The organism is Motiliproteus sp. MSK22-1 (assembly GCF_001968815.1).
Taxonomy (GTDB): Bacteria; Pseudomonadota; Gammaproteobacteria; order Pseudomonadales; family Balneatricaceae; genus Motiliproteus.
The window spans coordinates 46,599-70,776 of sequence record NZ_MIEQ01000046.1; the positions used below are offsets into that span (position 1 = coordinate 46,599).

The 24,178-nt window shown below is 48.2% G+C and carries 16 protein-coding genes; 10 read left to right on the plus strand and 6 right to left on the minus strand.

All coding sequences use genetic code 11. From position 1 onward, the window contains the following. Window positions 1-139: 139 nt before the first annotated feature. The 3 genes from BGP75_RS13620 to BGP75_RS13630 all read left to right on the plus strand — a co-directional run bounded on the left by BGP75_RS13620 (window position 140) and on the right by BGP75_RS13630 (window position 6,497). Complete coding sequence (locus BGP75_RS13620; protein ID WP_076719597.1) at window positions 140-4,987, plus strand: NAD-glutamate dehydrogenase; 4,848 nt, start codon at window positions 140-142, stop codon at window positions 4,985-4,987. Window positions 4,988-5,085: 98 nt separating this feature from the next. Next, window positions 5,086-5,304 carry a DUF2835 domain-containing protein gene (locus BGP75_RS13625; protein WP_076719384.1) on the plus strand — a complete coding sequence of 73 codons (219 nt, stop codon included), beginning with the start codon at window positions 5,086-5,088 and terminating at the stop codon, window positions 5,302-5,304. Window positions 5,305-5,471: 167 nt separating this feature from the next. Next, window positions 5,472-6,497, plus strand: a complete 1,026-nt coding sequence (locus BGP75_RS13630) for a quinone-dependent dihydroorotate dehydrogenase (protein WP_076719598.1) — start codon at window positions 5,472-5,474, stop codon at window positions 6,495-6,497. Window positions 6,498-6,546: 49 nt separating this feature from the next. On the opposite strand, the gene rmf is transcribed toward BGP75_RS13630, so the two are convergent. Further along, window positions 6,547-6,753: a ribosome modulation factor gene (gene rmf / locus BGP75_RS13635; protein ID WP_076719385.1), complete on the minus strand. Its 207-nt coding sequence runs from the start codon at window positions 6,751-6,753 to the stop codon at window positions 6,547-6,549. A gap of 445 nt (window positions 6,754-7,198) precedes the next feature. Here rmf and rlmKL point away from each other — a divergent pair, with 445 nt between their 5' ends. Both rlmKL and BGP75_RS13645 read left to right on the plus strand, forming a co-directional pair. After that, a complete protein-coding gene (gene rlmKL, locus BGP75_RS13640; protein WP_076719386.1) occupies window positions 7,199-9,535 on the plus strand; it encodes a bifunctional 23S rRNA (guanine(2069)-N(7))-methyltransferase RlmK/23S rRNA (guanine(2445)-N(2))-methyltransferase RlmL in 2,337 nt (778 codons plus the stop codon). Window positions 9,536-9,591: 56 nt separating this feature from the next. Beyond that, window positions 9,592-9,861: a hypothetical protein gene (locus BGP75_RS13645; protein ID WP_143821067.1), complete on the plus strand. Its 270-nt coding sequence runs from the start codon at window positions 9,592-9,594 to the stop codon at window positions 9,859-9,861. 66 nt (window positions 9,862-9,927) lie between these two features. On the opposite strand, the gene BGP75_RS13650 is transcribed toward BGP75_RS13645, so the two are convergent. From BGP75_RS13650 to BGP75_RS13665, 4 genes are all read right to left on the minus strand, one after another. Further along, window positions 9,928-11,001, minus strand: a complete 1,074-nt coding sequence (locus BGP75_RS13650; RefSeq protein WP_076719388.1) for a 3-deoxy-7-phosphoheptulonate synthase — start codon at window positions 10,999-11,001, stop codon at window positions 9,928-9,930. Between the two features lie 255 nt (window positions 11,002-11,256). Beyond that, complete coding sequence (locus BGP75_RS13655) at window positions 11,257-14,658, minus strand: exodeoxyribonuclease V subunit beta (RefSeq protein WP_076719389.1); 3,402 nt, start codon at window positions 14,656-14,658, stop codon at window positions 11,257-11,259. Next, window positions 14,651-17,566: a PD-(D/E)XK nuclease family protein gene (locus BGP75_RS13660; protein ID WP_233152923.1), complete on the minus strand. Its 2,916-nt coding sequence runs from the start codon at window positions 17,564-17,566 to the stop codon at window positions 14,651-14,653. Before BGP75_RS13660 ends, BGP75_RS13655 begins: the two co-directional genes overlap by 8 nt. A 281-nt stretch (window positions 17,567-17,847) precedes the next feature. Further along, window positions 17,848-18,057 carry a Cro/CI family transcriptional regulator gene (locus tag BGP75_RS13665; RefSeq protein ID WP_083704815.1) on the minus strand — a complete coding sequence of 70 codons (210 nt, stop codon included), beginning with the start codon at window positions 18,055-18,057 and terminating at the stop codon, window positions 17,848-17,850. Window positions 18,058-18,156: 99 nt separating this feature from the next. On the opposite strand from BGP75_RS13665, the gene BGP75_RS13670 reads away from it, so the two are divergent. Together BGP75_RS13670 and BGP75_RS13675 are read left to right on the plus strand one after the other, a co-directional pair. Beyond that, window positions 18,157-18,822: a LexA family transcriptional regulator gene (locus BGP75_RS13670; RefSeq protein ID WP_076719391.1), complete on the plus strand. Its 666-nt coding sequence runs from the start codon at window positions 18,157-18,159 to the stop codon at window positions 18,820-18,822. A 344-nt stretch (window positions 18,823-19,166) separates the two neighbouring features. Continuing rightward, entirely contained in the window at window positions 19,167-19,394 is a 228-nt protein-coding gene (locus BGP75_RS13675) for a hypothetical protein (RefSeq protein WP_076719392.1), read from the plus strand. Window positions 19,395-19,877: 483 nt separating this feature from the next. On the opposite strand, the gene BGP75_RS13680 is transcribed toward BGP75_RS13675, so the two are convergent. After that, the gene (locus tag BGP75_RS13680) at window positions 19,878-21,023 is read right to left on the minus strand and encodes a porin (RefSeq protein ID WP_076719393.1); all 1,146 of its coding nucleotides are present in this window, start codon (window positions 21,021-21,023) and stop codon (window positions 19,878-19,880) included. Between the two features lie 271 nt (window positions 21,024-21,294). Between BGP75_RS13680 and BGP75_RS27055 the strand changes: the two genes are divergently transcribed. From BGP75_RS27055 to dsbD, 3 genes are all read left to right on the plus strand, one after another. Further along, the gene (locus BGP75_RS27055) at window positions 21,295-21,441 is read left to right on the plus strand and encodes a hypothetical protein (RefSeq protein WP_158070112.1); all 147 of its coding nucleotides are present in this window, start codon (window positions 21,295-21,297) and stop codon (window positions 21,439-21,441) included. Between the two features lie 149 nt (window positions 21,442-21,590). After that, window positions 21,591-22,181: a TIGR04211 family SH3 domain-containing protein gene (locus BGP75_RS13685; RefSeq protein ID WP_158070113.1), complete on the plus strand. Its 591-nt coding sequence runs from the start codon at window positions 21,591-21,593 to the stop codon at window positions 22,179-22,181. Window positions 22,182-22,275: 94 nt separating this feature from the next. Beyond that, window positions 22,276-24,135, plus strand: a complete 1,860-nt coding sequence (gene dsbD / locus BGP75_RS13690) for a protein-disulfide reductase DsbD (protein WP_076719395.1) — start codon at window positions 22,276-22,278, stop codon at window positions 24,133-24,135. The last annotated feature ends 43 nt before the right edge of the window (window positions 24,136-24,178 follow it).

Here is a 24,178-nt window from a genome sequence, read left to right on the forward strand (position 1 = left end):
GGATAATCCTGCAAAAATAGTACCTTGGCCTATACTCATCAGGAGCTGGACCGCCAGCTCGTTATTGCGGTTGGCTTATGATGAGCCGATATACCTTACCGATTCCAAGACATTATCTGACTGCCGGAGTGGTGATGCAATGCATATGCTTTCCCGAAAAGGACATGCCGAAATTCTCTCTAAACTGGAGGAGGAATTAAACCGGCAGCTGGCCGCGAAACAAGCCAAACAGGTTTTGGATTTTGCCCGATTACACTATGGCTCTTCGTCAGGAGAAGAGATTGCGGGCAGACGATTAGATGAACTGTACGGGGCAACAATGGAGTGCTGGCATTTCTTTCAACATCTGGCACCCGATCAACCAAAAGTAAAAGTTTTTAACCCCGACTTTGAAGAAAATGGTTGGCAGTCCACTCATACCGTAATTGTAATTTTGCAGACCGATATGCCGTTTCTTATCGACTCGGTGCGTATGGAAGTCAATCGTAGAGAGCTAACCATACATTCAATCCATAATAGCATCATGGCGGTAAAGCGTGACCCTAAAGGCAATTTGCAGGAGGTCACGCTGTCTGAAGGCACTGAAGAGGAGGTGCCCCGAGAATCCATTATTTATCTGGAGGTCGACAGGCATACAGACCCTACTCAGTTGAAGGATTTACGCAGAACTCTGGTTGATATACTCAATGAAGTGACTCTGGTCACTTCTGATTTCATCAAGATGCGCTCCAAAGCCACGTCCCTGAAAAATATGATTAATGGGATCTCTGACAAGTTGACAAAAGTTGATGCTAAAGAGATGACTGATTTTGTTAACTGGCTGGAAGGTGATCATTTTACATTTCTTGGTTATGAGGCTTACAAGGCTAAAAAGAAAGGATCAAAGGTCGTACTGGAGCCCGTAAGCGGCTCAGAGCTGGGGATGTTTCGTTGCTGTGATGAAAAATCCCTTCATATGCAGGTCAGTGACCTACCTACAGGACAACGGGACAAGATCAAAATCGGTGAGCTGTTAAGTTTTACCAAATCACCGACCAAATCCAGAATTCACCGACCTGCTTACTCGGACTATATTGCAGTTAAATGCTTTGATGCTAAAGGGAAATTAAGCGGAGAGCATCGTTTCCTTGGTCTCTATACTTCATCAGTTTATTATCAGAGCACGACCTCTATTCCGGTTGTTCGTCGTAAGGTTGATGCTGTACTCAGAAGAGCAGGGTTACATCGGGGGAGTCATGACTGGAAGGAGCTGGAACAGATACTGGAAATTTATCCCCGGGACGATCTGTTTCAGGTAAGCACCGATGAGCTTTTTGAAACGGCCCTCGGGATCCTGCACATCCATGAACGCCGACGTACGAGAGTCTTTATTCGTCGAGATCTTTACGGGCGTTACTACTCCTGTCTGGTCTATACCCCAAGGGATGCTTACAGCACGGATTATCGCATCAGGGTCCAGGAAATTCTTTGTGAAGAGCTGGGTAGCAGCAAAGTTGAATTCAACACCCACTTTTCAGAGTCGATTCTGGCTCGGACCCAATTTATCTTGCATGTAGATCAGGATGGTGTGGACTCGAACATTGATCCGAAAGCCATAGAGCAGCGGATTATTCAGGCTTCTCGCTCCTGGCAGGACGATCTTTACAATGCACTGATCGATTTTCATGGTGAGGAAGAAGGGATAGGGCTTGCCAACCAGTTTCGCAGCGCATTCCCTGCCAGCTATAGAGATGACTTTCCCCCGCGAACAGCTGTTGCCGACATTCAGCATATGAAAGAACTGGATGACCGGCAACCGATGGCAATGAGCTTTTATCGTGAACTGGAGCAACCGATTCAGCAGGTAAATTTCAAACTATTCCATTATGGAGAGCCTATACCGCTGTCGGATGTTATTCCCATCATGGAAAACCTGGGGCTTAAGGTGATGGATGACCACCCCTATGCGGTAAGGTCTGGAGAAGCTTGCTACTGGATCCATGATTTTCGTATGCTGCACCGGGCAGGGTCTGAAATTGATATGCAGTCTGTGCGGGAGACATTTCAGAATGCTTTTGCTCATATATGGTATGGCGATGCTGAAAGTGACCGCTTTAATCGTTTAGTGCTGGGCGCTCAGCTCGGCTGGCGGGAAGTCGCAATGCTCAGGGCCTATGCGGCGTACATCAAACAACTAAAATTTGGCATCAGTCAAAGAGCCATTGCCAATTGCCTGATACATCATGTAGGTATCGCCAAAAAATTGATTGCATTGTTTAATGCCCGGTTTGAACCTGAGGGTAAACTTCTGCAAAAACAGGAGTCCCTGAAGGAAAGCATTATTGAGGATCTGGAATCTGTGCCCAGCTTGACGGATGACCGGATCATCCGCCGTTATCTGGATATCATTCTGGCCACATTACGCACCAATTTTTTTCAAAAAGGCGATGACGGCAAGCTCAAACCCTACTTTTCATTTAAGTTTTCGCCTCGAGATATTCCGGATATACCTCACCCCAGGCCCATGTTTGAAATATTTGTCTATTCGCCCCGAGTTCAGGGGGTACATCTTCGCGGTGGCAAGGTTGCTCGGGGGGGATTACGCTGGTCAGATCGAAATGAAGACTTCAGAACTGAAGTACTTGGTTTAGTCAAAGCCCAACAGGTAAAAAATGCTGTCATCGTACCTGTGGGGGCCAAGGGCGGGTTTGTTGCCAAGCGACTCCGGGACAGTATGTCCCGGGAGAAACTTATGGCAGAGGGCATTGAGTGTTATAAGTTGTTTATCCGCGGGCTGCTGGATATCACCGACAACCTTAAAGATGATCTGGTTGTGCCTCCGCCACAGGTGTACAGGCACGATACTGACGATACCTATCTGGTGGTTGCGGCTGATAAAGGAACTGCCACTTTTTCGGATATCGCCAACGGTATCGCAAAAGAATATGATTTTTGGCTCGGTGACGCATTCGCATCAGGAGGCAGTCAGGGATATGACCATAAGGGTATGGGTATCACTGCTCGTGGTGCCTGGGTTTCTGTTGAGCGTCATTTTCGTGAGCTGGGTCATAATACTGCAACGACTGATTTCACCGTTCTTGCGATTGGAGATATGGCTGGTGATGTATTTGGTAACGGCATGCTCAGATCCGAGCATATCAGGTTGGTTGCTGCCTTTAACCATCTGCATATATTTATAGATCCAGAACCGGATGCTGCTATTAGTTTTAAAGAACGTCAGAGATTGTTTGATCTCCCCCGTTCAAGTTGGCTTGATTACGATGATTCTTTGATTTCCAAAGGCGGCGGGGTGTTCTCCCGCAGCGCCAAGTCGATACCGATCAGTACCGAGATGCAGAGTCGATTCAATATCAGCGCTAATCGAATGACGCCAAATGCTCTGTTACATGCGATTTTGCAGGCCCCCGTGGATTTACTGTGGAACGGGGGGATAGGCACCTATGTTAAGAGTAGTGATGAGACCCACAATGAAGTTGGCGATAAGGCCAACGATGCTATTCGGGTGGATGCGGATCAATTATCTTGTCGAGTGATTGGTGAGGGCGGAAATTTAGGCATCACTCAGCGAGCGCGCCTGGAGTACTGTCTTAAAGGTGGCGCCTGTAACACCGACTTTATTGATAACGCCGGTGGTGTTGATTGCTCGGACCATGAAGTAAATATCAAGATATTACTGGATGCCATCGTTGAAGCGGGTGATTTAACAATCAAGCACCGTAATCAGTTCCTTAAGGAAATGACCGATTCTGTCGCAGAACTTGTATTAGGCAATAACTATCGCCAGGTTCAGGCAATTAGCCTGGCGGAAGCGCAGACGTTAAACAAAATGGGGGAGTTCAGACGTCTTATATCCCATCTGGAAGATGAAGGAAAGCTCAACAGAGAGTTGGAATTTATACCCAGTGATGATGAGTTAACTGAACGACGAATCAATGGCAAGGGGCTGACAAGGGCTGAACTCAGTGTCATCATTTCCTATTGTAAAGCTCAAATGAAAGAAGAATTTATTGCGTCAGACCTTCCTGAAGACGAGCATGCAAGTCGAGAGCTTGAAACTGCATTTCCGGCGGAATTAGTCAGTCGCTATCAATCCGAAATCTATCAGCACCGGCTGAAACGCGAAATCATATCAACTCAGATCGCCAATCATATGGTTAACCAAATGGGGATCTCCTATGTTCAACGGTTACAGCTTTCTACGGGTAGTAAATTACCGGAAATTGCCAAGTCCTATATTCTTGCCAGAGACGTGTTCCAGCTCCCTCAACTCTGGTCACAAATAGAGGCGCTGGACAATAAGGTTGGTTCTGAAGTTCAGGCAAAAATGATGCTGGAACTCCAGCGTTTGGTTCGTAGAGCGAGCCGCTGGTTTTTAAGAAATCGTCGGATGGAACTCAATGTCCAGCAGGAGGTAGAGAACTTTGCACCTCAGGTGAAAATTCTCAGTGAAGCGATGGGAGAGTGGCTGCAGGGAAGTCCTGCGCAAAACTGGCGGGACCGCTACTATTACTACCATCAATCGGGTGTGCCGGAAGATCTGGCGTCAGTTGTGGCAGGAACAGATAGTCTTTACATGTCTCTTGGTGTGATCGAAGTGGCCCGAGATACTGAGGCCAATCTCGCTCATGTTGTGGAAGCGTACTGTGTTCTGGGTGAACGCCTGGATTTATATTGGTTTGCCAAACGCGTTTCGGCGTTAACGGTCGATAATCATTGGCAGGCTCTGGCCCGTGAGGCATTCAGGGACGATCTGGACTGGCAAGTCCGCGCACTGGCGACCAGCTTGATTAAGCGATGGAATGGTAAGGATTCAATCTCTGACTGCTTTGACCTTTGGATGCAGCAATATGACTTGATGGTTTTGCGCTGGTTGAATATGCTTTCAGATCTTAAAGGTGCTGATAAGCAAGACTATTCGATGTTTACCGTCGCGATACGGGAACTGTTTGATCTGGCCAAGGGTACAATGCTCAGTGAAGGAGGTTAACATTAACCGAAGAGCGCTGGCTGGCCTCGTTTAAACCGGATGGTTTCAATATTTAATCTGGGTGGCTAGCCACCCTTGTGTAACTATTTTAGAGATTGATGGAAGATATTACCCTAAGATTAAGCATTTCTACGGACGAGTATCTTAAGCTTTACCGAGGGCAGGCTAGGTCTGTAACAGCCATATCCGTTGATGGTCGTACCGTTCGCTTTCCAGCAAATATCCTGAAACCATTTGTCACCCGTACAGGTATATCGGGGATATTTTCCATTCGCTTTGATAATAAGGGGAAATTCCAAGCCATTCGCAGGCTGTAGGGTATGGCGATTTTCAGAGGATGTTTGCATATAATCCTGCATTTTCTTTGCGTATAATCCCTTTCCAATTAGAGAACCTGCAAACAGTTCCCTGCTTTCTGGATAAAAATGTCCGGCGTTCAAAAAGTGCCGCTGTCCAACTACCGTTTTTAAAAGAGCCCGTATTGATGAGTTATAGTTACCTGCAGTCACTGTTGTTCAAGTTTGAGCCGGAAACCTCCCATAATTTAGCGATGAAGGGCATGGATCTGAGTGAACACCTGGGTGTCAGCTCACTGCTTTATCAGGCCGTGGATGCTCCAAAAGAGGTGATGGGGCTCTATTTTCCCAATTCTGTTGGCTTGGCGGCGGGTTTAGATAAAGACGGGGCTCATATTGATGCGTTGGCAGCCCTGGGGTTTGGATTTATTGAAGTAGGTACTGTCACCCCAAGACCTCAACCGGGTAATGCAAAGCCTCGCTTGTTTCGTATACCGGAGAGTCAGGCAATCATTAACCGTATGGGATTCAATAACCGTGGCGTTGATAATCTGCTGAAGAATTTGCATAAAACCCGCTTTGAAGGCGTTCTGGGGATTAACATCGGCAAGAACTTTGACACCCCGGTAGAAAATGCCAATAGCGACTATCTACTCTGCCTGCGTAAGGTATATAGCCGTGCCAGCTATGTAACGGTTAACGTTTCTTCGCCTAATACGCCAGGACTTCGTGATTTGCAGTTTGGCGACTCTTTGAACAGCCTTTTGGACGCTCTTAAAACCGAACAGAAAAAGTTGGCTGAATTCTATGGCTACTATGTCCCAGTTACTGTCAAGATTGCACCGGATATGGCACCGGAAGAGATTGATATGGTGGCCGACTCTCTGGCGTCCTATGAAATGGACGCAGTCATTGCAACCAACACGACGCTCGCACGGGAAGGTGTAGAGCACTCGGCCATTGCTCAGGAAGCCGGAGGTCTTAGTGGGGCTCCTGTTCGTCAGCCTTCAACCAAAGTCATTAGCCGACTGTCAGAATCCCTGAATGGGCGTCTTCCTATAATCGGGGTAGGGGGCATTACCGACGCTCAAAGTGCTATCGAAAAAATAGAAGCAGGTGCGTCTTTGGTACAGCTGTACAGTGGATTTATCTACCAGGGGCCAGCCTTAATAAGAGAAGCGGCTCAAGCAATTGCTGATCAGCAAAACTCGTAAATGACAAGGGCCCGCAAAAGCGAGCCCTGTTAAACTCCCTTTTTTGTCGTTACGGGATGTTTGGAGCGCAGTGGATGCTCGAAACCCCCTGATATCCGTCCCAGAAATCTGAACGCCCTTGGCGCCAGCCCGTCAACCAGTGGTGGGTTGATTCAGTGGTATTCGATGGACATAGTTCTTTGGATTTACCGGCCAGTCCAACACGATACCCGCGTTGATAGGCTCTGGAAGTCAAGTCGCGTTTTTGTCTCTTCATTCAGTTATAGCCTCGTTTCTTCTTGGTTTTCATTAAACTAGGTCTATACATGCGATGAGAAAATCCGGCAGCTGCCGCTATCGACTGTTACCGACGCATGACTATCCAAGAGGATAGTCATATTGTTTTACCGAATCTGCTTTCATTTGTCGACCATTGAATTTGTCATGATATTGGGAATTTGCTGCTAAAAATCCTCTGAGAACGGTTGTTTTCTATTAATAAACAAATTGATAGAAGCATTGTCCGAAGCGCAACCTTAGCAACTTGAAAAAAATTAATGGAGGTCACCAAGGCTTTCAATTGCATCGAATCAGAACATCCAAAAATGGGAACAAATGCCTGGTTAGTGTTATCATTCGAGCGGGTTTTTATCAGCAAAAAACTGTTCCTGATGACCCTGTTAATACTCCGTAGATGACAGACCAAACAAAGGCAATCTGACTTGAGTTCAAATCACCAACATTCGCAATTTTTCGCCACTTGTCCAAAAGGGCTTGAGTTACTGCTGTTAGAAGAACTCCAGGGGCTGGGGGCCGAAGAACTCAAGTCAACTATCGGCGGAGTTTACTTTTCTGGAGAGTTAAAAACAGCCTATAAAGCTTGTCTTTGGTCCCGTTTGGCGAACCGTATTCTTATGCCTCTGAACAGTTTTGCGGTAGAAACTGCAGAACAATTGTATGCCGGTGTTCAGCAAGTTGATTGGCTGCAACACATGCGTTCAGAAGGCACCCTGACTGTCGATTTTACCGGTCGCACGAACAGCATCAAAAATACCCATTTTGGCTCCCTTAAAGTTAAAGATGCGGTTGTTGATCAGGTACGGGAAAAGACCCGGCAGCGGCCCAGTGTGGACAAGCAGTCTCCTGATATCAGAATTAATGTTCATTTGCATAAAGGCCAGTGCCAGCTTAGCCTGGATCTATCAGGAGATAGCCTGCATCGTCGGGGATATCGTACCGAGGGTGGAGAAGCACCGTTAAAAGAAAATCTGGCCGCCGCTTTGCTATATCGCTGCAACTGGCCACAGATGGCGGCTGATTCACGTCCTTTGGTTGATCCTATGTGTGGATCGGGAACCTTGCTGATAGAAGCAGGATTAATGGCAGCAGGTATTGCACCTGGGGTGTTTCGTCGACGTTTTGGTTTCGAAAACTGGCTAAAGCATGATTCGTTGAGCTGGCAAGAGCTGGTGCGAGAAGCACGAGCGACCCGAAATAACCTTGCGAAAAAAACAACGAAATCAGATTCAGACAATCCATGGTCTCAACAACAGGATAGCGTTGAGGCAAAGGCTATAAACCTGCCTGAAATTCACGGCTATGATGCCAGCCCGAAAGCAGTTTCTATCACTCGGGAAAATATTCGCCGCGCTGGTTTAGAAGGTTATGTGCGGGTATCCCAGCGTGAACTGGCCGATCTGAAACCGCTAACGCATAAGGCAGATCAACTCCCCGGCCTTCTGCTGACAAACCCACCCTATGGTGAACGACTTAGCGAAGTTCCCGTTATTGTCTATTTATATCGCCACTTGGGAGAGGCCCTGAAGAAGTACTTCCTGCACTGGAAAGTAGGGGTTTTCACAGGCAATCCTGAACTCGGTAAGGCCGTCGCAATACGATCAAACAAGCAATACAAACTCTATAACGGTGCGATCCCCAGTAAACTGCTGATGTTTGATGTAGAAAAAGAGCACTTCTTTCGGGATGAAAACAAGGGGGCTGAAACAACTGCGGATAATCAGCCGAAAGGTTCACCGTCGACATCAAAAGCTCAGTCAAAGACAACGATTGAGACGACTTTTACCGGCAGTGCTGAGATGTTTGCCAATCGTTTGCGGAAAAACTTAAAGCAGATCGATAAATGGGCCCGTAAAGCGGATATTCACTGTTATCGCGTTTATGATGCGGACATGCCTGAGTTTTCCGTGGCGATTGATCGTTATGATCAATGGGTTCATGTGCAGGAATATACAGCGCCCGCGTCGGTTGATCAGGTTAAGGCAGTCGAGCGCTTAGAGCAGGTCATCTCGGTTATTCCTTCAGTCATGCAGGTGGACCCTGACCGTGTGGTGTTGAAGCAACGCCGACGACAGTCAGGCAAGGACCAGTATCAACAGCTTGATGAGCAGAAAGATTTTGTTGAAGTTAGCGAAGGAAACTGTCGCTTTCTGGTCAATTTTCATGATTATCTGGATACGGGGTTGTTTCTTGATCATCGACCCATCCGGCAGAAAATCCATCACTGGGCTAAGGGTAAACGTTTCCTTAATCTTTTCTGTTACACAGGGGCCGCTACCATTCACGCGGCTTTGGGGCTTGCCCGTTCCACAACCAGCGTGGATATGTCTAACACCTATCTGGAATGGTTACGCAAGAATCTTGCGTTAAACGGCTTGAGTGAACAACTCCATCAGACAGTTCAGGCTGATTGTCTGGAATGGCTCAAAGCTCAGGGACAGGAATCACCGCAGAGTTATGATCTGATCTTTATGGATCCGCCGACATTTTCAAATTCGAAGCGTATGCGTGATACGCTTGATATTCAGCGGGATCATGTAGAACTCATTCGTCTGGCCCTGGTATTGCTGGCTCCCGAAGGGCAGCTTATTTTCTCGAACAACCTTCGAAAGTTTAAGATGGATCTGGAGTCCTTGTCGGACCTGACAATCAAGGATATTACCAGAGAGACTATTGATAAGGATTTTGCACGAAACCAGAAAATTCACAATTGCTGGTTAATTGAAAACAACGGGGGTAAAAACAGCGGTTATGAAGGTTAAGCCCGACAGGAAGTGAAAGAAGATTTGAACCTGGTTTTGCGCTACAGTAGGACTAGGTGTCTTTTCATGAGTTGTACTGCTATCCAGAACACACCGTTGGCCAGAAGACACCGTTGGGGGTCATTATGCCCGAACCTTCTGAACCCGAACGTGCATCTTTGGATCCTGTCGAAGAAATTCTCGCTGACTGGGACTGTATGGACCTGATGGAAGGTGTTGGAAAACTTGCCGCGCAATATCCAAGCCACTCTCTCAAGGACTGGTTACTCTTGACTCATCTGGCTGAGAATTATCAGCAGCATCACAAAGTAAAGGATTTGCACTAAAAGAAAACATATCGGCCAGAATTACTCAAAAGAATAATCTGGCCGATCGCTGTTTATTCAGCTATTTCATTGACGGCGGTTGGGCAGAACTTCCTTTAATTTCTCGCGCATTTCCCTGAGACTCTTTTCTGTAGCGTCCCAATCGATACAGGCATCGGTAATAGAGACTCCATACTTAAGCTGGCTTAAATCCTCAGGAACGGATTGATTGCCCCATTCAAGGTTGCTTTCAACCATAAGGCCGACAATAGACTGATTGCCTTCCAGTATCTGATTAGCAATGTTTTCCATAACCAGAGGCTGCAGAGCAGGGTCCTTATTTGAGTTAGCGTGGCTGCAGTCCACCATTATGTTCTGACTGACACCGCCTTTTTCCAGCGCCTGCTCACAGAGAGCGACGCTAACAGAATCATAGTTGGGTTTGTTATTACCGCCCCGCAGAACCACATGACCGTGCTGATTACCCTTGGTATGGATAACTGCAACCTGGCCTTCAGCATTGATGCCTAAAAAACGGTGAGGATGGCTGACAGATTGCAAGGCGTTGATAGCAACAGTCAGACCACCGTCCGTACCATTTTTAAAACCGATTGCTGAGGACAAACCACTGGCCATTTCCCGATGGGTCTGGGACTCAGTGGTTCGGGCACCGATCGCTGACCAGGAAATCAGGTCCTGAACATACTGTGGAGAAATAGGATCCAAGGCTTCTGTAGATAAAGGGAGCCCCATATCTGCCAGATCAATCAGTAGCTTTCGGCCAATATGTAACCCTTCCTCAATCTGGAAAGAATCGTCCAGGTGCGGGTCATTAATCAATCCTTTCCAGCCAACAGTGGTGCGAGGTTTTTCAAAATAGACACGCATGACGATATAGAGAGTGTCCTGAAGTTCATCGGCCATCACTTTAAGTCGCTGGCCATATTCGATGGCTGCTTTGGTATCATGAATAGAGCAGGGACCGACGACGACAAAGAGGCGCTTGTCCTTGCCGTCCAGGATATTCTTGATTGTCTGTCGCCCGGTCAAAACAGACTCCATGGCGGCCTGAGTCAATGGTTGCTCTGCTTTGAGCTGATCAGGAGTAATCAGTACTGCTTGAGATTCGACATTTAAATCGTCAACACGTATATCTGTCATTGAAGCTTCCTACTGGATGAACGAAGTCCCTGAACAGGCCCAGAACCCGATTTGATCTGAGCATTGATTAATCCAGAGAATTCTTTATGCTGGCGCCTCTTCTTATGGAGCACCTATTAAAAACCATAATTTGTATCATATTACTGGCAGCAGTGTAATGCGAGACGACAAAAAGTCTTAGGTTCGCCTATTTTCAGCAATATTGGCTGAGCCAGGGGTACTTTCAGGATCTATAAAGACAACTCGTGTCAGGATCTATAAGGACAACTCGTGAAAGTAACCACTCTCGGGGAAATAAAGTGCAGCTTTGACCGTATTGCTTTCCATGGCTGTTAATGCTCGACAATAGCTGGAGAGCTGTTTCTTATAGCGTTGCTCTTCCTGTTCAATAAATAAGGAAAAATCACTTTCATTAGCAGCTTCTGCTGTCTTGTAATCGATAATCCAGCGTGTGCCCTGGCTGTCAATAAAGGTTCGGTCAATAATAAGATGCTGTATTTGAAAGCCATTATCGTAGCTGATGGGCAGTTCACAGGCGCTCTGGCGATGGTTAGGGTCCAGAATCCAACGGCCTTTCTCGTCAGCCAGGGTGTTGCTGATCAATTGATGAACCTGAATAACGGCTTCAGCGCACTGGTGCCCGGGCACACCCAGTTGTCTAAGCTGTCGTGACCAGGCCGGATGAAAATCCTCCAGATGCTGCGGTTCACCGCAAAGCAGATCCCCATACAGCTCATTATGTATGACCAGTTGCTGCAAAATACGATGCGTTAATGTGCCTATATGCCGTAAATTCTGCTGCCAGCTTTGAGTGGGCAGGTTATCTTCTGATTCAAGGTATGCGGGTGCTGATTGCTCTGTCAGTAACAGATTTTCAGTGACAATGCTGACTGGCTTAAAGTCAACGGGGATCCGCTGAATTCGTTTTAACAGGTTGTTAGCCGCTGTTGGTCGCTGCTCCTGGGGCAGAATAATTTCCGCTTCTTCTTTAACAGAAGGCCAGATAGAAGCCAGTAAAGATCGACTGGATGGCGGCTTGGGCCGTTCTGTTTTAGGATCGAGATTAAGATGGCCGAGCAGGTATAATCGTTTTATCGCGCGTGTTGCTCCAACATAGAGTAAACGGGTTCCCTCCATTTGATTCTTCAAGGCCAGTTCTTTGCTCAGGTAATGATAAAGTGGATCTTCCTCCTCTCCCGTTGCAGCCAGAGGCCCGAGCAACAAGTCCTGACCGCCATCTTGATTAAGTCGCTGCTGCCACAAGAGTAATTGCTTATCTTCTGCGCGAGGGGAGCGGTCCAACCCGGCCAGGATAACCGTATCAAACTCCAATCCTTTGGACTTATGTATGGTCATTACCTGTATGCGTGGATCTGCATCGCTGTCAGGGGCTGCGTACAGCCGCTCCAGATCCCGGAGAAACAGATCATCATTAAGCAGCAGCGCACCATGATCATGCTGATCCAGAAGATCAAATACTCGTTGTACATCACCCAGTTGGGCTGGAGTCCTTAATGCTGCGGCTCCTCCGAGTGCAAGCCAGGTCCCTTCTATCCAGTTGCGTAGCGTCTTGCGTTGTTTATTCTCCCAGCTGGATTCCAGAATCGCTGCCATGGAGATTATTCTTTCACGGCCATCTTCTGATAGCTTAAGAGATTGCCAATGCCTGAGGCGCCCCCAGATACTCTGGCTTTTGCCGTCCCCACCGGCAACAGACAAAAGATCTTCATTGCTGAGGCCACACCAGGGAGCCCTTAATACCGACAACCAGGCAATTCGGTCGGCTGGGTTTAACAGCGCCCGTAACAATGAAATGAGATCGACAACCCACATTCTGGAAGCCAGACTGTCCAGATCAGTCGCTTGCCAACGCAAGCCTTCGTCCCTGAGTGCAGGCAATATTTGTCTGAGGTGAGATCTATTTCTAACCAGAATGGCAACGCTTCCATCAGGATTTTCGTCCAGCGCTTTACGAACAAGCATTGCCGCTTCTTCACCTTCGGCACGACGATCTTCATAACCGACAAAAATACGGGTAATGACTGCTTTTCCGTCCAGTGCTGCGTTAAAGGCAACAGAATCTTCGTAACTGACTGCACCACGACTGATATCGTCCTGCTCAGGAAAGGCTTCCCGAAAAGTGTGATTGACCCATTCCACAACCGCTCTCTGGGATCGGAAATTTACACAGAGATCTGAAGCTTCCAGTTGCACATCCCCCAGACCATGCTTACGAGCATCGAGAAACAAGCCCACGTTGGCATCTCTGAAACCGTAGCAGGATTGCATACCGTCACCGACGATAAACAAAGTTCGCCCGTCTCCAGGCTCCCAGCCGCGGGTGAGTTTCTGTAACAGTTCAATCTGAGGGCTTGACGTATCCTGGAACTCATCCACCAGAATATGATGGATCTGGTAATCAAGGATCAGCGACAGATCAGTGGCATTGTCATCATCACCCAATGCAACTAACGCTGCGCTGGTAATCTGAGGGTAATCTACGGCACCCCGCTCAGAGAAGCTGATTAATAAGTGCGCGGCGAGGTGAGGAAGAAGCACAGTAAGTGCTTCAAGTAGTGCCCATTGCTTTTCATCATATTGATCGGTGGGCAGTATGCGAATACGAGCCAGGCGCCCCAGCAGTCCTGACTGTTCCTGGAGTTGACCGAGCAATTCCATCAGTTCAGACTTTCGAGCTTTCGCCTGTTCCTTTTCAAGCTTATTGCTCCCCGGGGGGAAGCCTTGGCGCTTGTTAACCGTTTTTCGCCACTCACCCTTGTCCGTTAACAGAAGTTCTGCGATGCCACGCCACAGGGGCAATTCACTGGCATGACAGGCAGGAAGTTGACGAATACCGATACAGCACGGAATACTGGAGGTACTTTCCTCCTGCTGGAGATGACCCGCTCCGTAATCCAGCAGCATAACCAGGTCGGACTCAAAAGGATTCAGTTGATGACTAAGCTCATCAAGCTCTTCTTGGAGCAGGCGCTGCAATGCCTGCTCCAAAAGAGAGCGGGCGTCACGGATTGAGTTTCCTGCACCGACCAGTCCCAGCCATTGGTCTCTTTTGGCCAGCATCGAAATCAACAGTCGTTCCACCACTTCAATTTGATTGTCCAAATGAAGCAATAGTTTTTCTAATGCTGTAGCAATAGCCTCATCGCTTTCCAGTTGCTCCAATAATCGCTGGACTGCCAGCTGGTAGATCGGAAATGGGTCCTGAAGGATGTCCGGTTGAGCACCAAAGTTGGACAGTGCCGGGAGACTTTTGGTAAATCGTGCACAAAGACCGTCGATTGTCTGAATGCGTAATCGAGAAGGGTTATTCAACAGCTGCCAGTTTAGTTGACGGTCCTGGGCAAGCGCTGCCTGGGCCAGCCGCCAGGATTGTTGCCTGTAACCGGACTCGGGTTCGTCTGTTGTCGCAGCCCAGCGCAATGCCTGAAGAATACGGTCCTGCATTTCTGCGGCGGCTTTACGGGTAAACGTAATGCAAAGTATTTCTTCAGGTTTCTGAACTGAAGCCAGTAATACCAGTACTCGCTGAGTTAACAGTTCTGTCTTTCCTGAACCTGCGGGGGCGCGGACACAAAAGGACTGGTCGGGCTGCAAACAACGCAGGCGTTGCCGGTGATCCGCCGGGAGATCACTCATGACGGCTACCTGTTTGCTCTGGGCTGGCGGGGGCTGTCTGATCGGCTTTAGACTCTGACAACTGCTCAAACTCAAAGTAACGATTCAATGATTCTAATCCTGTGTAGTTGTATGCACTGTTATCGACCGGATCAACGGGGGTCTTTCCTTGCATAAAATCCAGAGCCAGGGCTTCCAGTACGGAGTGCCAGTGGTCCAGGAGTTGTGGCCAGTCTTCTGGAAGCTCCAGCCGCTGTTGTGACGCTGGCAGGATTCCTGGTGCTGGTTTTTCACCACTGCTGATACCTCTGAACTCGGTGGCCTTAACGTTTATTTGTGCAAAGCTGACGGCGGATGTCTGCTTGCGGCTCGATACAGCGTATAGCGGCAATTGAGGTTCTTTAGGTCTTTCCCCACACCAGTTTCGAGGTTTGCTTTCCCCCGTTTTGTAGTCGATCAATACTATGGAACCATCACTCAGCTGATCTATTCGGTCAATTCTCAGCGTAAGGGGTAAACCGCCAAGTTCTGATTTTAAGGTTTGTTCAATGGCGATCACTTTAAAATCGGTTCGTTGTTTTTCCACGTTTAGCCAGTTATGCAAAAGGCTACTTAACCGCCTTTGCTCGATCGACCAGAATCGCGCCCCCATCCAGCGGGGGGATTTGGCTTTGAACGGGATAAGTGTTTTTGCGCAGGTTTGGTCGATAAGCCGGGTCAACTGCTGCTCTGTTTTATGAGCAAGCGCTGCTGAGGTTTTAAGCTCTCGCCAAAGAATTTCCAGCGCATTGTGGAGCATGTTGCCTCGATCTGCGGCACTTAGACCGGCTGCCGCACTTTCCAATGGCCGAGCATTGAGTCGATTGATGGCAAAAGCGCTGAAAGGACAAAGGGCCTGGTTTTTAAGTAAAGCACTACCGCCTCGGATGCCTTCACGTTCCCGTTCAGACACCGCAGGTGCGGTTCCAGTATCAACTAATTCCAACGGGCTTGTGTTCAGCTGTTGTTGAGCAATAGCAGGCAGTTGTTGCTGATGATCAAAGCAGATCACGGAATCGGACAGACCCTGACTATCCACCCGGCTCAGGGTTTTAAGTGGAATCTGGTCCACAGACAGTAAAGAATGATGACTGATCAGGGCACTGGGTCGTAATTGCTGATCATCCCTCATGTCGGGGTAGCTGAATATTACAATCTCCGCACTTTCCAGATAATTCTGTGTCAGTTGAGCGGCAAACTCCAGCTCCCGTTCTGGCGTTGCGTGGGGCATTTTCCGCTGGCGCTGGAATGTGACCGGCAACAAAGGGTTAGGGCTGGGTGGAGCAGGCCAGCAATCATCGCTAAGCCCCATTAACCACAGGTGAGTAAAATCCAGCCCGGCTGCTTCCAGAGGGCCGAGAATCTGTACAGGAGAGTCCGTCGTTTTGGGTTGAAAAATGCTAGCCTGCGTTTCTTTACTGAGCAGTTTAAGGGCTTCAGCCAAGCTGATTTTACCGGTTAACTCATCAAAGCGAGAGAAGCTGGAAAGCAATTCGTACCATTGCTCTATTTGTTGATACTCAAGAGAGTTGGGGGTTCTGTCACCGGGCCACCCTAACGAGAGCAGAAGTCCGTGAAGCCATTGGGACCAATAACCGGGTCTCTCTCTGTCAGGATAGCGCTGTTGCTGTAGAACGTTGAACACTTTCAGTAAGGCAGGACAACCAGCAGTTGGCTGATTATCTGACATCAACATTTCATCTGCTTGGAAAAGAGATCCCTGGCTGAACTGGCCACCGACCTCCTGCGTAGAGGTTGTTCCAGGCCGCTCGACTTCCTGAGTCCGGTTTTGATTAGTAAGGGTTCCGCAATACTCGCTCAGTTCGGCAAGACTGAATTCTGGTTTAGCCCGGCTTCTCAACAAATATTCAAACTCAACTCTGGACTCCAGCTCCTGATTCAGCCCCGGTATAAACGCTGAGTACAGAAAAGCCGGTAATTCAGTCAACCGAATAGGAGTCGTTTTCATCATTAACAGCTTCAGGGCGCTAGTGATAACCGGGGCCTGCAGCAAAGGGATGCCGATAGACATATTAAAAGTTGGTGCATCAGCCGGAATCTCAGGTTGATCGTATCCCTGCTCAAACACCTCACGGAATATCCGTTCGGCTTTTGCCCGCTGAATGCTGAGATCAGGAACAACTATCCCTATGGTCGCGTCGGGAGAATGTGTCACAACCTGACGGGCCCATTGAGCCGCCAATTGCAATTCATCATCAACCCCTGAGCGCTGAACCAGGCCACTAAACCTGTTTCTTGAAGGTTGTTGTACCCGAACAATCGTGTCAGATAGACTCTCTAGCAGTTTTTCGTAAAGAGGAGGCTGCTCCTGAAACGCTACCAGATGTATTTCAGGCTCTTTTAATGATGGATTATCGTTCAATTCCTCAATTAAATATTCAATAACCTGAGCGGCGACCAAGCGAGAATCTTTGTCTCGAATAGACTCAAAGGTAGCGCACCAGCGGGAAAAAATATCATTCGGGCTCTGATGTTCCAGATAGGCTTCAGAACTGACAGTTTGCTGCCAACGCGTCAAGGTCTTATAGGCGCTCTGAGCCTGAGCCGCCGCTCCAGAGGGCTTTAATAAAGGAGAGGCTTCACGGTCACTGAGCACAACCTGCTCCCAAAGCAACAGCTCCTGCCGGTTATCCATCAAAATACCCAGCGGTTCCGCAGGGCGTCTGTCCTGATACTCCAGCCACTGTTGCTGAATCCAGCCTTCAAGCGGCATCACTCGCGGAGTGTGCCAGGCTTTTTCATTCTGAAGCGATTGGTGCTCAGCATAAGCCGCCAAAACCTTGGCCGAAAGGCGCCTGTTCGGAGTCAGAACCAGACGACCACTGGCTATCGCAGGCAATAGCGGTTGGATATCGAACAGAGTTTTCAACAGCGCATCCTTATGATGACCAAGAGCTAAGGTTCCGGAACGGTTCTTGGGTGTAAGTGCTCGCAATGATAACTCAGTTTGCGGGGTTTGAAACAGCGATAGGAAGTTGCTATATGGAATCATGGCGGCAAATGGACGGTTACCAAAGCACCAACGTTATACAAAAGGTTTGTACCAATCACCGATGAGGGGAGAGGTTTGCTGATACAGTGCATGAATTGAAAGTTCCATTTTAATCCGTGATGGTAGTGACAAATTAGGGAATTGGCATTTTCCCGATTTTACACGTCAGTCTTAGGCTCCTTTTTGGATTTCAAATGGCCTTGAGTAATTTCTTCGAGCCGGTAGGCCTGCAGAGCGGGGAGGTATTCGCCCCATTGGCAGACAGCACCATGGGTAATGCCCAGTGCGGCAGCAAGTCGTCGAACCCCTCCGTTGCCGCGTCCACCATAATAATTTACAGCATCCTCTGTTCGAATGCGTTTACTCATTAGTATCTCCATCACCAATGTCATAGTTGCTGAAATGCTAGTTTGCTTACATTAAAAAAGCAACCCAAACTATCTTTAAATGCTAGTAAGATAGCTAACATGAGTATAGGTGAAAGAATACGAGCACTACGAAAAGAGCGCGGTTGGACTCAGCGGGAGCTGGCCAGTCGAATCAGTATAAGTCGCGGTCGAGTAGGGCAGATAGAAAAGGATCCCACGGCGGACGTTAAAGCGCCTACTTTGCTGAGCCTGGCAAAAGCGTTTAACTGTCATCTCAGTGAATTGGAACCCGGCTACAGGAATACTATTTCTGAAGGGACTTTTAATCAGATTGCTGAGGGTGATGGGTACTACTACGTTCCTCTGTATAGTGATCGGTTACCCTGGTCAACGCAGGCAGAGCCTGAAGATGAAGCGATCCAGGACCATATGCCTTTTCCAACAGCCTGGCTGGCGATGAACAATCTTCCTTCTGATGGATTGGTTGTGGCCTATGCAACGGGCGACGGTATGGCGCCCAAAATCGACAACGGCAGCACCTTGCTGGTGGATACCAATCAGAAACAACCTGCTAACGGAAGAGTCTACGCTTTTAGGGTTGATGATGAGCTGCAGGTAAAGCGGTTTGTAAAAACATCTGTTGGGGCCTGGAAAATACAGTTCGACAATGCTTCTCCTGCTTACAAAGACGAAATTATCAGTCCTGAAGATATAGAAAAAATTAACATTATCGGTCGTGTCGTTAGTGTTATCTGTCAAATTTAAGGGTCGGGTTGCTTAAGCACCCCGACCTTTTGTCTCCTGCTATCTGTTTCTCCTCCTGCGTAACCCAGAATCTCGTTGCAGGTACTCAGCTTTGCAGCACCTCGTCTCAGGTACTCGCTAATCGGGTGGGGCTGTCGTTTTTAACGGCTATTTGTCAAATATTGATAATTAACTTGACAAAAAATGATAGCTATCTATCCTTTTGTCGAGAGTGGAGCGTTTGCTAGCACTTTAATCTATTTTTAATTTTTGCCAGACTCTTCGGGTTTGGTGCTTAAGAAGAGAGTTAAAAACGAGATCTTATTAATCATTCGTTAACTGCAGATTTACGAGGGAACTTAATCATGCAGATCACTGCCCCCATTGTTTTAAGTGGTAAGCCAGCTAAAGCCAGTGCAGTCATCGTTGGAGACCCTGCGAATGCTATTTTGGTTGATGTGCAGGTGTTTCAACGAGGGAGGGCCGTATTGGTTTCACCCGGCGAGTACGGCATCGCCAGTCGGGCGTTATACGCAGCCTGTGCTGAAATGGTCAATAATGAGAGTCGCCAGGGACAGGCAAAATCAAGATGAATTTGAAGACAAAAGAATATCAGTTGTGCGTTGGTTTACTCCCAACAGTCTTTGTAAGAGAGAGGACTCTATAAAGTCGTTTTATAAAAAAGTTGTCCATAAAAAAAGGTCGCTGCTCCGGTGAAGGGGCCAAAACAGCGACCTAAGTATTTCGTTTGGATGCCAGCCGTTCGGTGTCATTCCCAATGACATATGGCTTATGCCTGTCTTCGGCTGGTTTCGATTTCTGCAAACCACATTGTTTGTTATATTGAATAATGACAGCTGTCCTGGTGAAGGGGCCAGGCTAAGGAACCAATGAACAGGCCCATTCGGTCTCTGATAGCCCCGAAGGGGTTGGCTCCAGGGTGCTCATCTGCGATGTCAAACAGCTGGAAAAGGACTTGTCATTTCGCTCCGCTGTCTTCCGCTTTAGAGTCCACAGAGAATGTAATGGGCTCATTCACAGGCCCCCTGACTGTCAGGTTGGGTTCAGGTTTTTGACTACCAGCTTAGAGCCGCACCAAATGCCAGCTGATCAATAGCATTTCCTGATTCATCTTCAAATGCATCATACTCGGCTATTAGTTTTAGATTGCTGTTTACATCGTAAAAGTAGGCGATGGCATTGGTTTCCCGCTCCTGAATGGCGTTGGCAGAACCGGTCTCAGTTTCTCCGTGTGACACTACAAACCTATGACCGTTAGCTGAATAGGATGCTTGCAGCAGGTAGCCATCTGAGTCAGTTTCAGCGGATAGTGTTGAGTCCGCCAGCACTGGGGAGATTCCTTCCTGATCAAATCCCGACGCAGTAAGCTGAAAGCCTCCAGAGGAGACGCGAGCACCGTACGCGACACCTGTAGCGTCGACTCCTTCTGTAGCGGACTCACCGCTTGCCATCCCCAGCCATGCAGAGAACTTTCCTCCTTCGAAGTCAGTGTTGTAAGTAAGCTCACCTTCAAAGCGCGCCGATTGATTCTGGTTGCTTTCGACACTCTCACCGCTATCCGGATCCATTACGCCCAGCGCCAGCTGGAAGCCGTTTTTTACCGGTGTGCGGTAAGTGATTTGAGCGACTGGAGTTGCATAAGGGTAGCCAGTAGAAATATTGCCGAATGTTACGCCTCCGGTATTCGGCATGGGGGTGCCGGTACCCAGCAGCAGTTCATCATTAAAGATATTTGTGCGACCATAAAGACCAAAGTCTTTACCAAACAGTACTTGCCCAAAACTTCCGTCAACGGTTCCGTAGAACTGACGAACATCAATGGCGGTATCAGTGACGCTGTTATGACCATCATTGATGGTTACCCAAAAAGAAGAACGCCCACCTAGTTTTAGTGTGTCGATTTCCTTAGTTACGTTGAATCCAATCCAGTTGGGCAGAAACCCCATGCGTACTCGACTCTGTTTTTCATCACCGACGGGGAGAGCGTTATTACCTAGCGCAGTGTTTGTTGCGGTGTTTGCCGCGATGGTTGCGTCAGTTAAGTCAGTTTCCGTCTGAACGAAGAAAGCGTTAAAGTGACCGTCTGCAGAGAAGGTCGTCCCCTGCTTGTCGTAAAGAGTAATTTCAGCGCTAGCCAGCGCGGTGATGCCCATTGATACAGCAGCTACAGCTAATGACAACATCGTTTTGTTGTTTTTCATGTCAGCCCCGATATAAGGAGTTTTAGTTTGAATAACGGCGAGGCAATTATCAGCATCCTCTCGTTGTTCAAATATTCACCAACAGGACGGTATTTATAAGACTTTAGTCGGGTCCTATTTGGCTGTACTTTTAGCAGTGGATTGGCGCGGAAATATAGCTCAGCCTCAATGATCAGCTTGTTTTCTGCAGTGCTTTCTTGATGAGAATTCTGTATCGGATAAGCAGATCCCTTTAGCGAATCAATCCTTCTATCAGGATTTTCAGTACCCGATGAAACTTTTGCTATCTTATGGCATCCAACTCCGGTCAGTGGTGGTGGGGCTGATCCGTCAGGAAAAGTGTCTGCCTGTTCTGAATGTGAAGGATAATCAAGCTGAAGCGCAGACAAATGCAGGAGTTATAGCCCGAGAGCTTTAATGAGCTTAAATCAATGCGTCCGGCCTGCTATAATCCCGCGATTGTGTTTTTAGGCTGTTTTGTCCTTAATGTTAATCATTGTTTTACTTCGAAATCGGGATCTTGGTACCAAATCTATGCGCGGCTCTTTCTTACGAAGCACTTTCCTTTTGTCATTATCATTTTTCTACGCGATTTCAGCCTTTGGCGCTGAGTCTTATCATGTTACCGATGAAGTCAAAATATACATGCATCGCGGCCCCAGCAATCAGTACAAGATCAAGGCTCGGGTCAATAGTGGCACTCCTTTAACGCTACTCGCTCGTAATAATGAAACTAAATATGTCCAGGTACGCACAGATAAAGGGGTGCAGGGGTGGATTGATGGGCGTTATCTTAAAGTCGGGAAAAGTGTTAAAGCGCGCCTCCCGGAAGTCGAGAAGGAGCTGATAGCCAGCAAGAAAATACAGGTTGAGCAGGCGAGCAAGATCGAAACGCTCACCGCTGAGCTGCAACGGGTTAATCAGTTGCGCAAAGGGGAGCTGGGTAAAATTAATGACTCCAGGGCCAAATCAACCGCTCAGCTGGCGCAGTTGGAAAATCAGATCGTTCGATTGCAGGCTGAAATTGATGGCATGGACGACAAAAATCTGATGGGCTGGTTTCTACACGGCGGAGCAGTAGCCATTATCGGAATTATTCTCGGGCTTATGATCCCCAAGCTTCCTAAGCGGCGCCGTCGTACGGATGAGTGGTTGTGATTGATGCCTTGGGCATAAAGAAATCAATTCCGATGAAACAAAACTGTACTTTCGTAGTCAATCTAGCTGAATCCATTGTTAGCAGGAAACGCAGTTGAATAGCTTCAATCTCTCCCGTATCTATCTACGACTTTTCCCGTGGCTGTTGGTCCTGTTTAGCGGTGGGGTTTATGCTGAAGGACTGTTTGATCGCCTCTCAGGGTCGGTAGACAGTCCTCTGGATGTTGAGCAGGCCTATATCTTTTCCGGGGTGGAAACGGGGGCAGGGGTTTATCAGCTGCGCTGGGAGATTGAGGATGGTTATTACCTTTATAAGGACAAAATCAAGGTTATAACCACCGATAAGGTTGAACATCTGGACAGCCGCTATGCTGAAGCAGAGCCAAAGGAAGATCCTCTCTTTGGTAATGTGCTGGTGTATTACAATCAGGCTGAGGTTGTTATCAATCTCAAAAGCACCATGGATAGGCCGGTTAATGAGGTGGTAAAAATTCAGTATCAAGGGTGTTGGGATGGTGGCATTTGCTACCCACCGGTGACCAAGGAGTTGGTGGTTAACCAGGTGCCCGTCAAGCCCGACGGTCTGGCCCCGATGCGAGCAAGCGTCATCGCCCCAGCCGGCATTAATGCCGCTACTACTGAGGCCGTTGTTTCTGATTTTTCGTTAACGGACCAAACGCAGTTCTCTCAGGTGCTGGCCGGGGGAAACCTGTTTTTAATTCTCTCTGCATTTTTGTTAGCTGGTCTTGCTTTATCCCTGACTCCCTGTGTCTTCCCTATGATTCCGATACTGGCCGGTGTCATAGCAGGCCAGAAGAATAGTACTCCACAGCGTGCTTTCGCCATGTCGGTAATATACGTCCTTTCAATGGCCGTGACCTACACGTTGGCTGGTGTATTCGCTGGTTTGTTTGGAGAAAACCTCCAGGCAGCTTTCCAGAACCCCTGGGTTATTTCGATATTCAGTTTGATGTTTGTGGTCTTCGCCGGATCGATGTTCGGCTTTTTTCAGTTGGAAATGCCACAAGGCATCCAGAACTCGCTCAACAGACTGAGTCGCAGCCAGCAAGGTGGAGAGGTTGCCGGTGTCGTCGTCATGGGCTTTTTGTCGGCGTTGATCGTCGGGCCTTGTGTGGCAGCGCCCTTAGCCAGTGCCCTTATCTTTATAGGGCAGACAGGTGACCCGGTCTTAGGAGGGGTTGCGCTATTTATTTTGAGTATTGGCATGGGATTACCGCTGATACTGGTCGGCACTTCTGCTGGAAAGTTGCTTCCCAAGGCAGGCAGCTGGATGAACGGAGTAAAGTCTGCTTTTGGCGTTGTAATGCTGCTGATGGCGGTTTGGATGCTTGATCGGATAGTGCCGACAGCGGTTACTATGGTGCTGGCTGGAGTGATTCTGGTTGTCACGGCGATTTACCTGAAGGCTCTGGATGGGCTCACAGACACAGCCAGTGGGCTACAGCGTTTCGGTAAAGGTGTTGGAATATTGTTGCTGATCTACGGAGGTGCGCTACTGATAGGTGCTGCCGGTGGGAACCGTAGTGTTGTTTATCCCCTGAAAGGGTTTGCTGGCGGAGGACAGGCTCAAGCATCCTTGCCACAGTTTACCAAAGTCACTTCTTACCGCGCTCTGGAGCCGCTGCTGGCTCAAGCTCAGCTGGATAATAAGCCCGTAATGTTGGATTTCTATGCAGACTGGTGTGTTTCTTGTCAGGAACTGGAGTTTTACACCTTTGCCGATGCTGCCGCTCAGCAACAAATGAGCCGTTTCAGCCTGATCAAGGTGGATGTTACAGCCAATGATGCGGATGCCAAGGAGCTCTACCAGCGCTATCAGATCGTTGGGCCTCCGGCATTGGTGTTCTATGATCCCAATGGCAAGCTGCAGAAAAAGATGTTGATAGGCGTTCCTTCACCTCGAGACTTTGCTGCGCATCTGGAGCGAATCTGAATAGCGCTGTTTTTCATCAGGCTATGATGTTTTGAGCACCTGC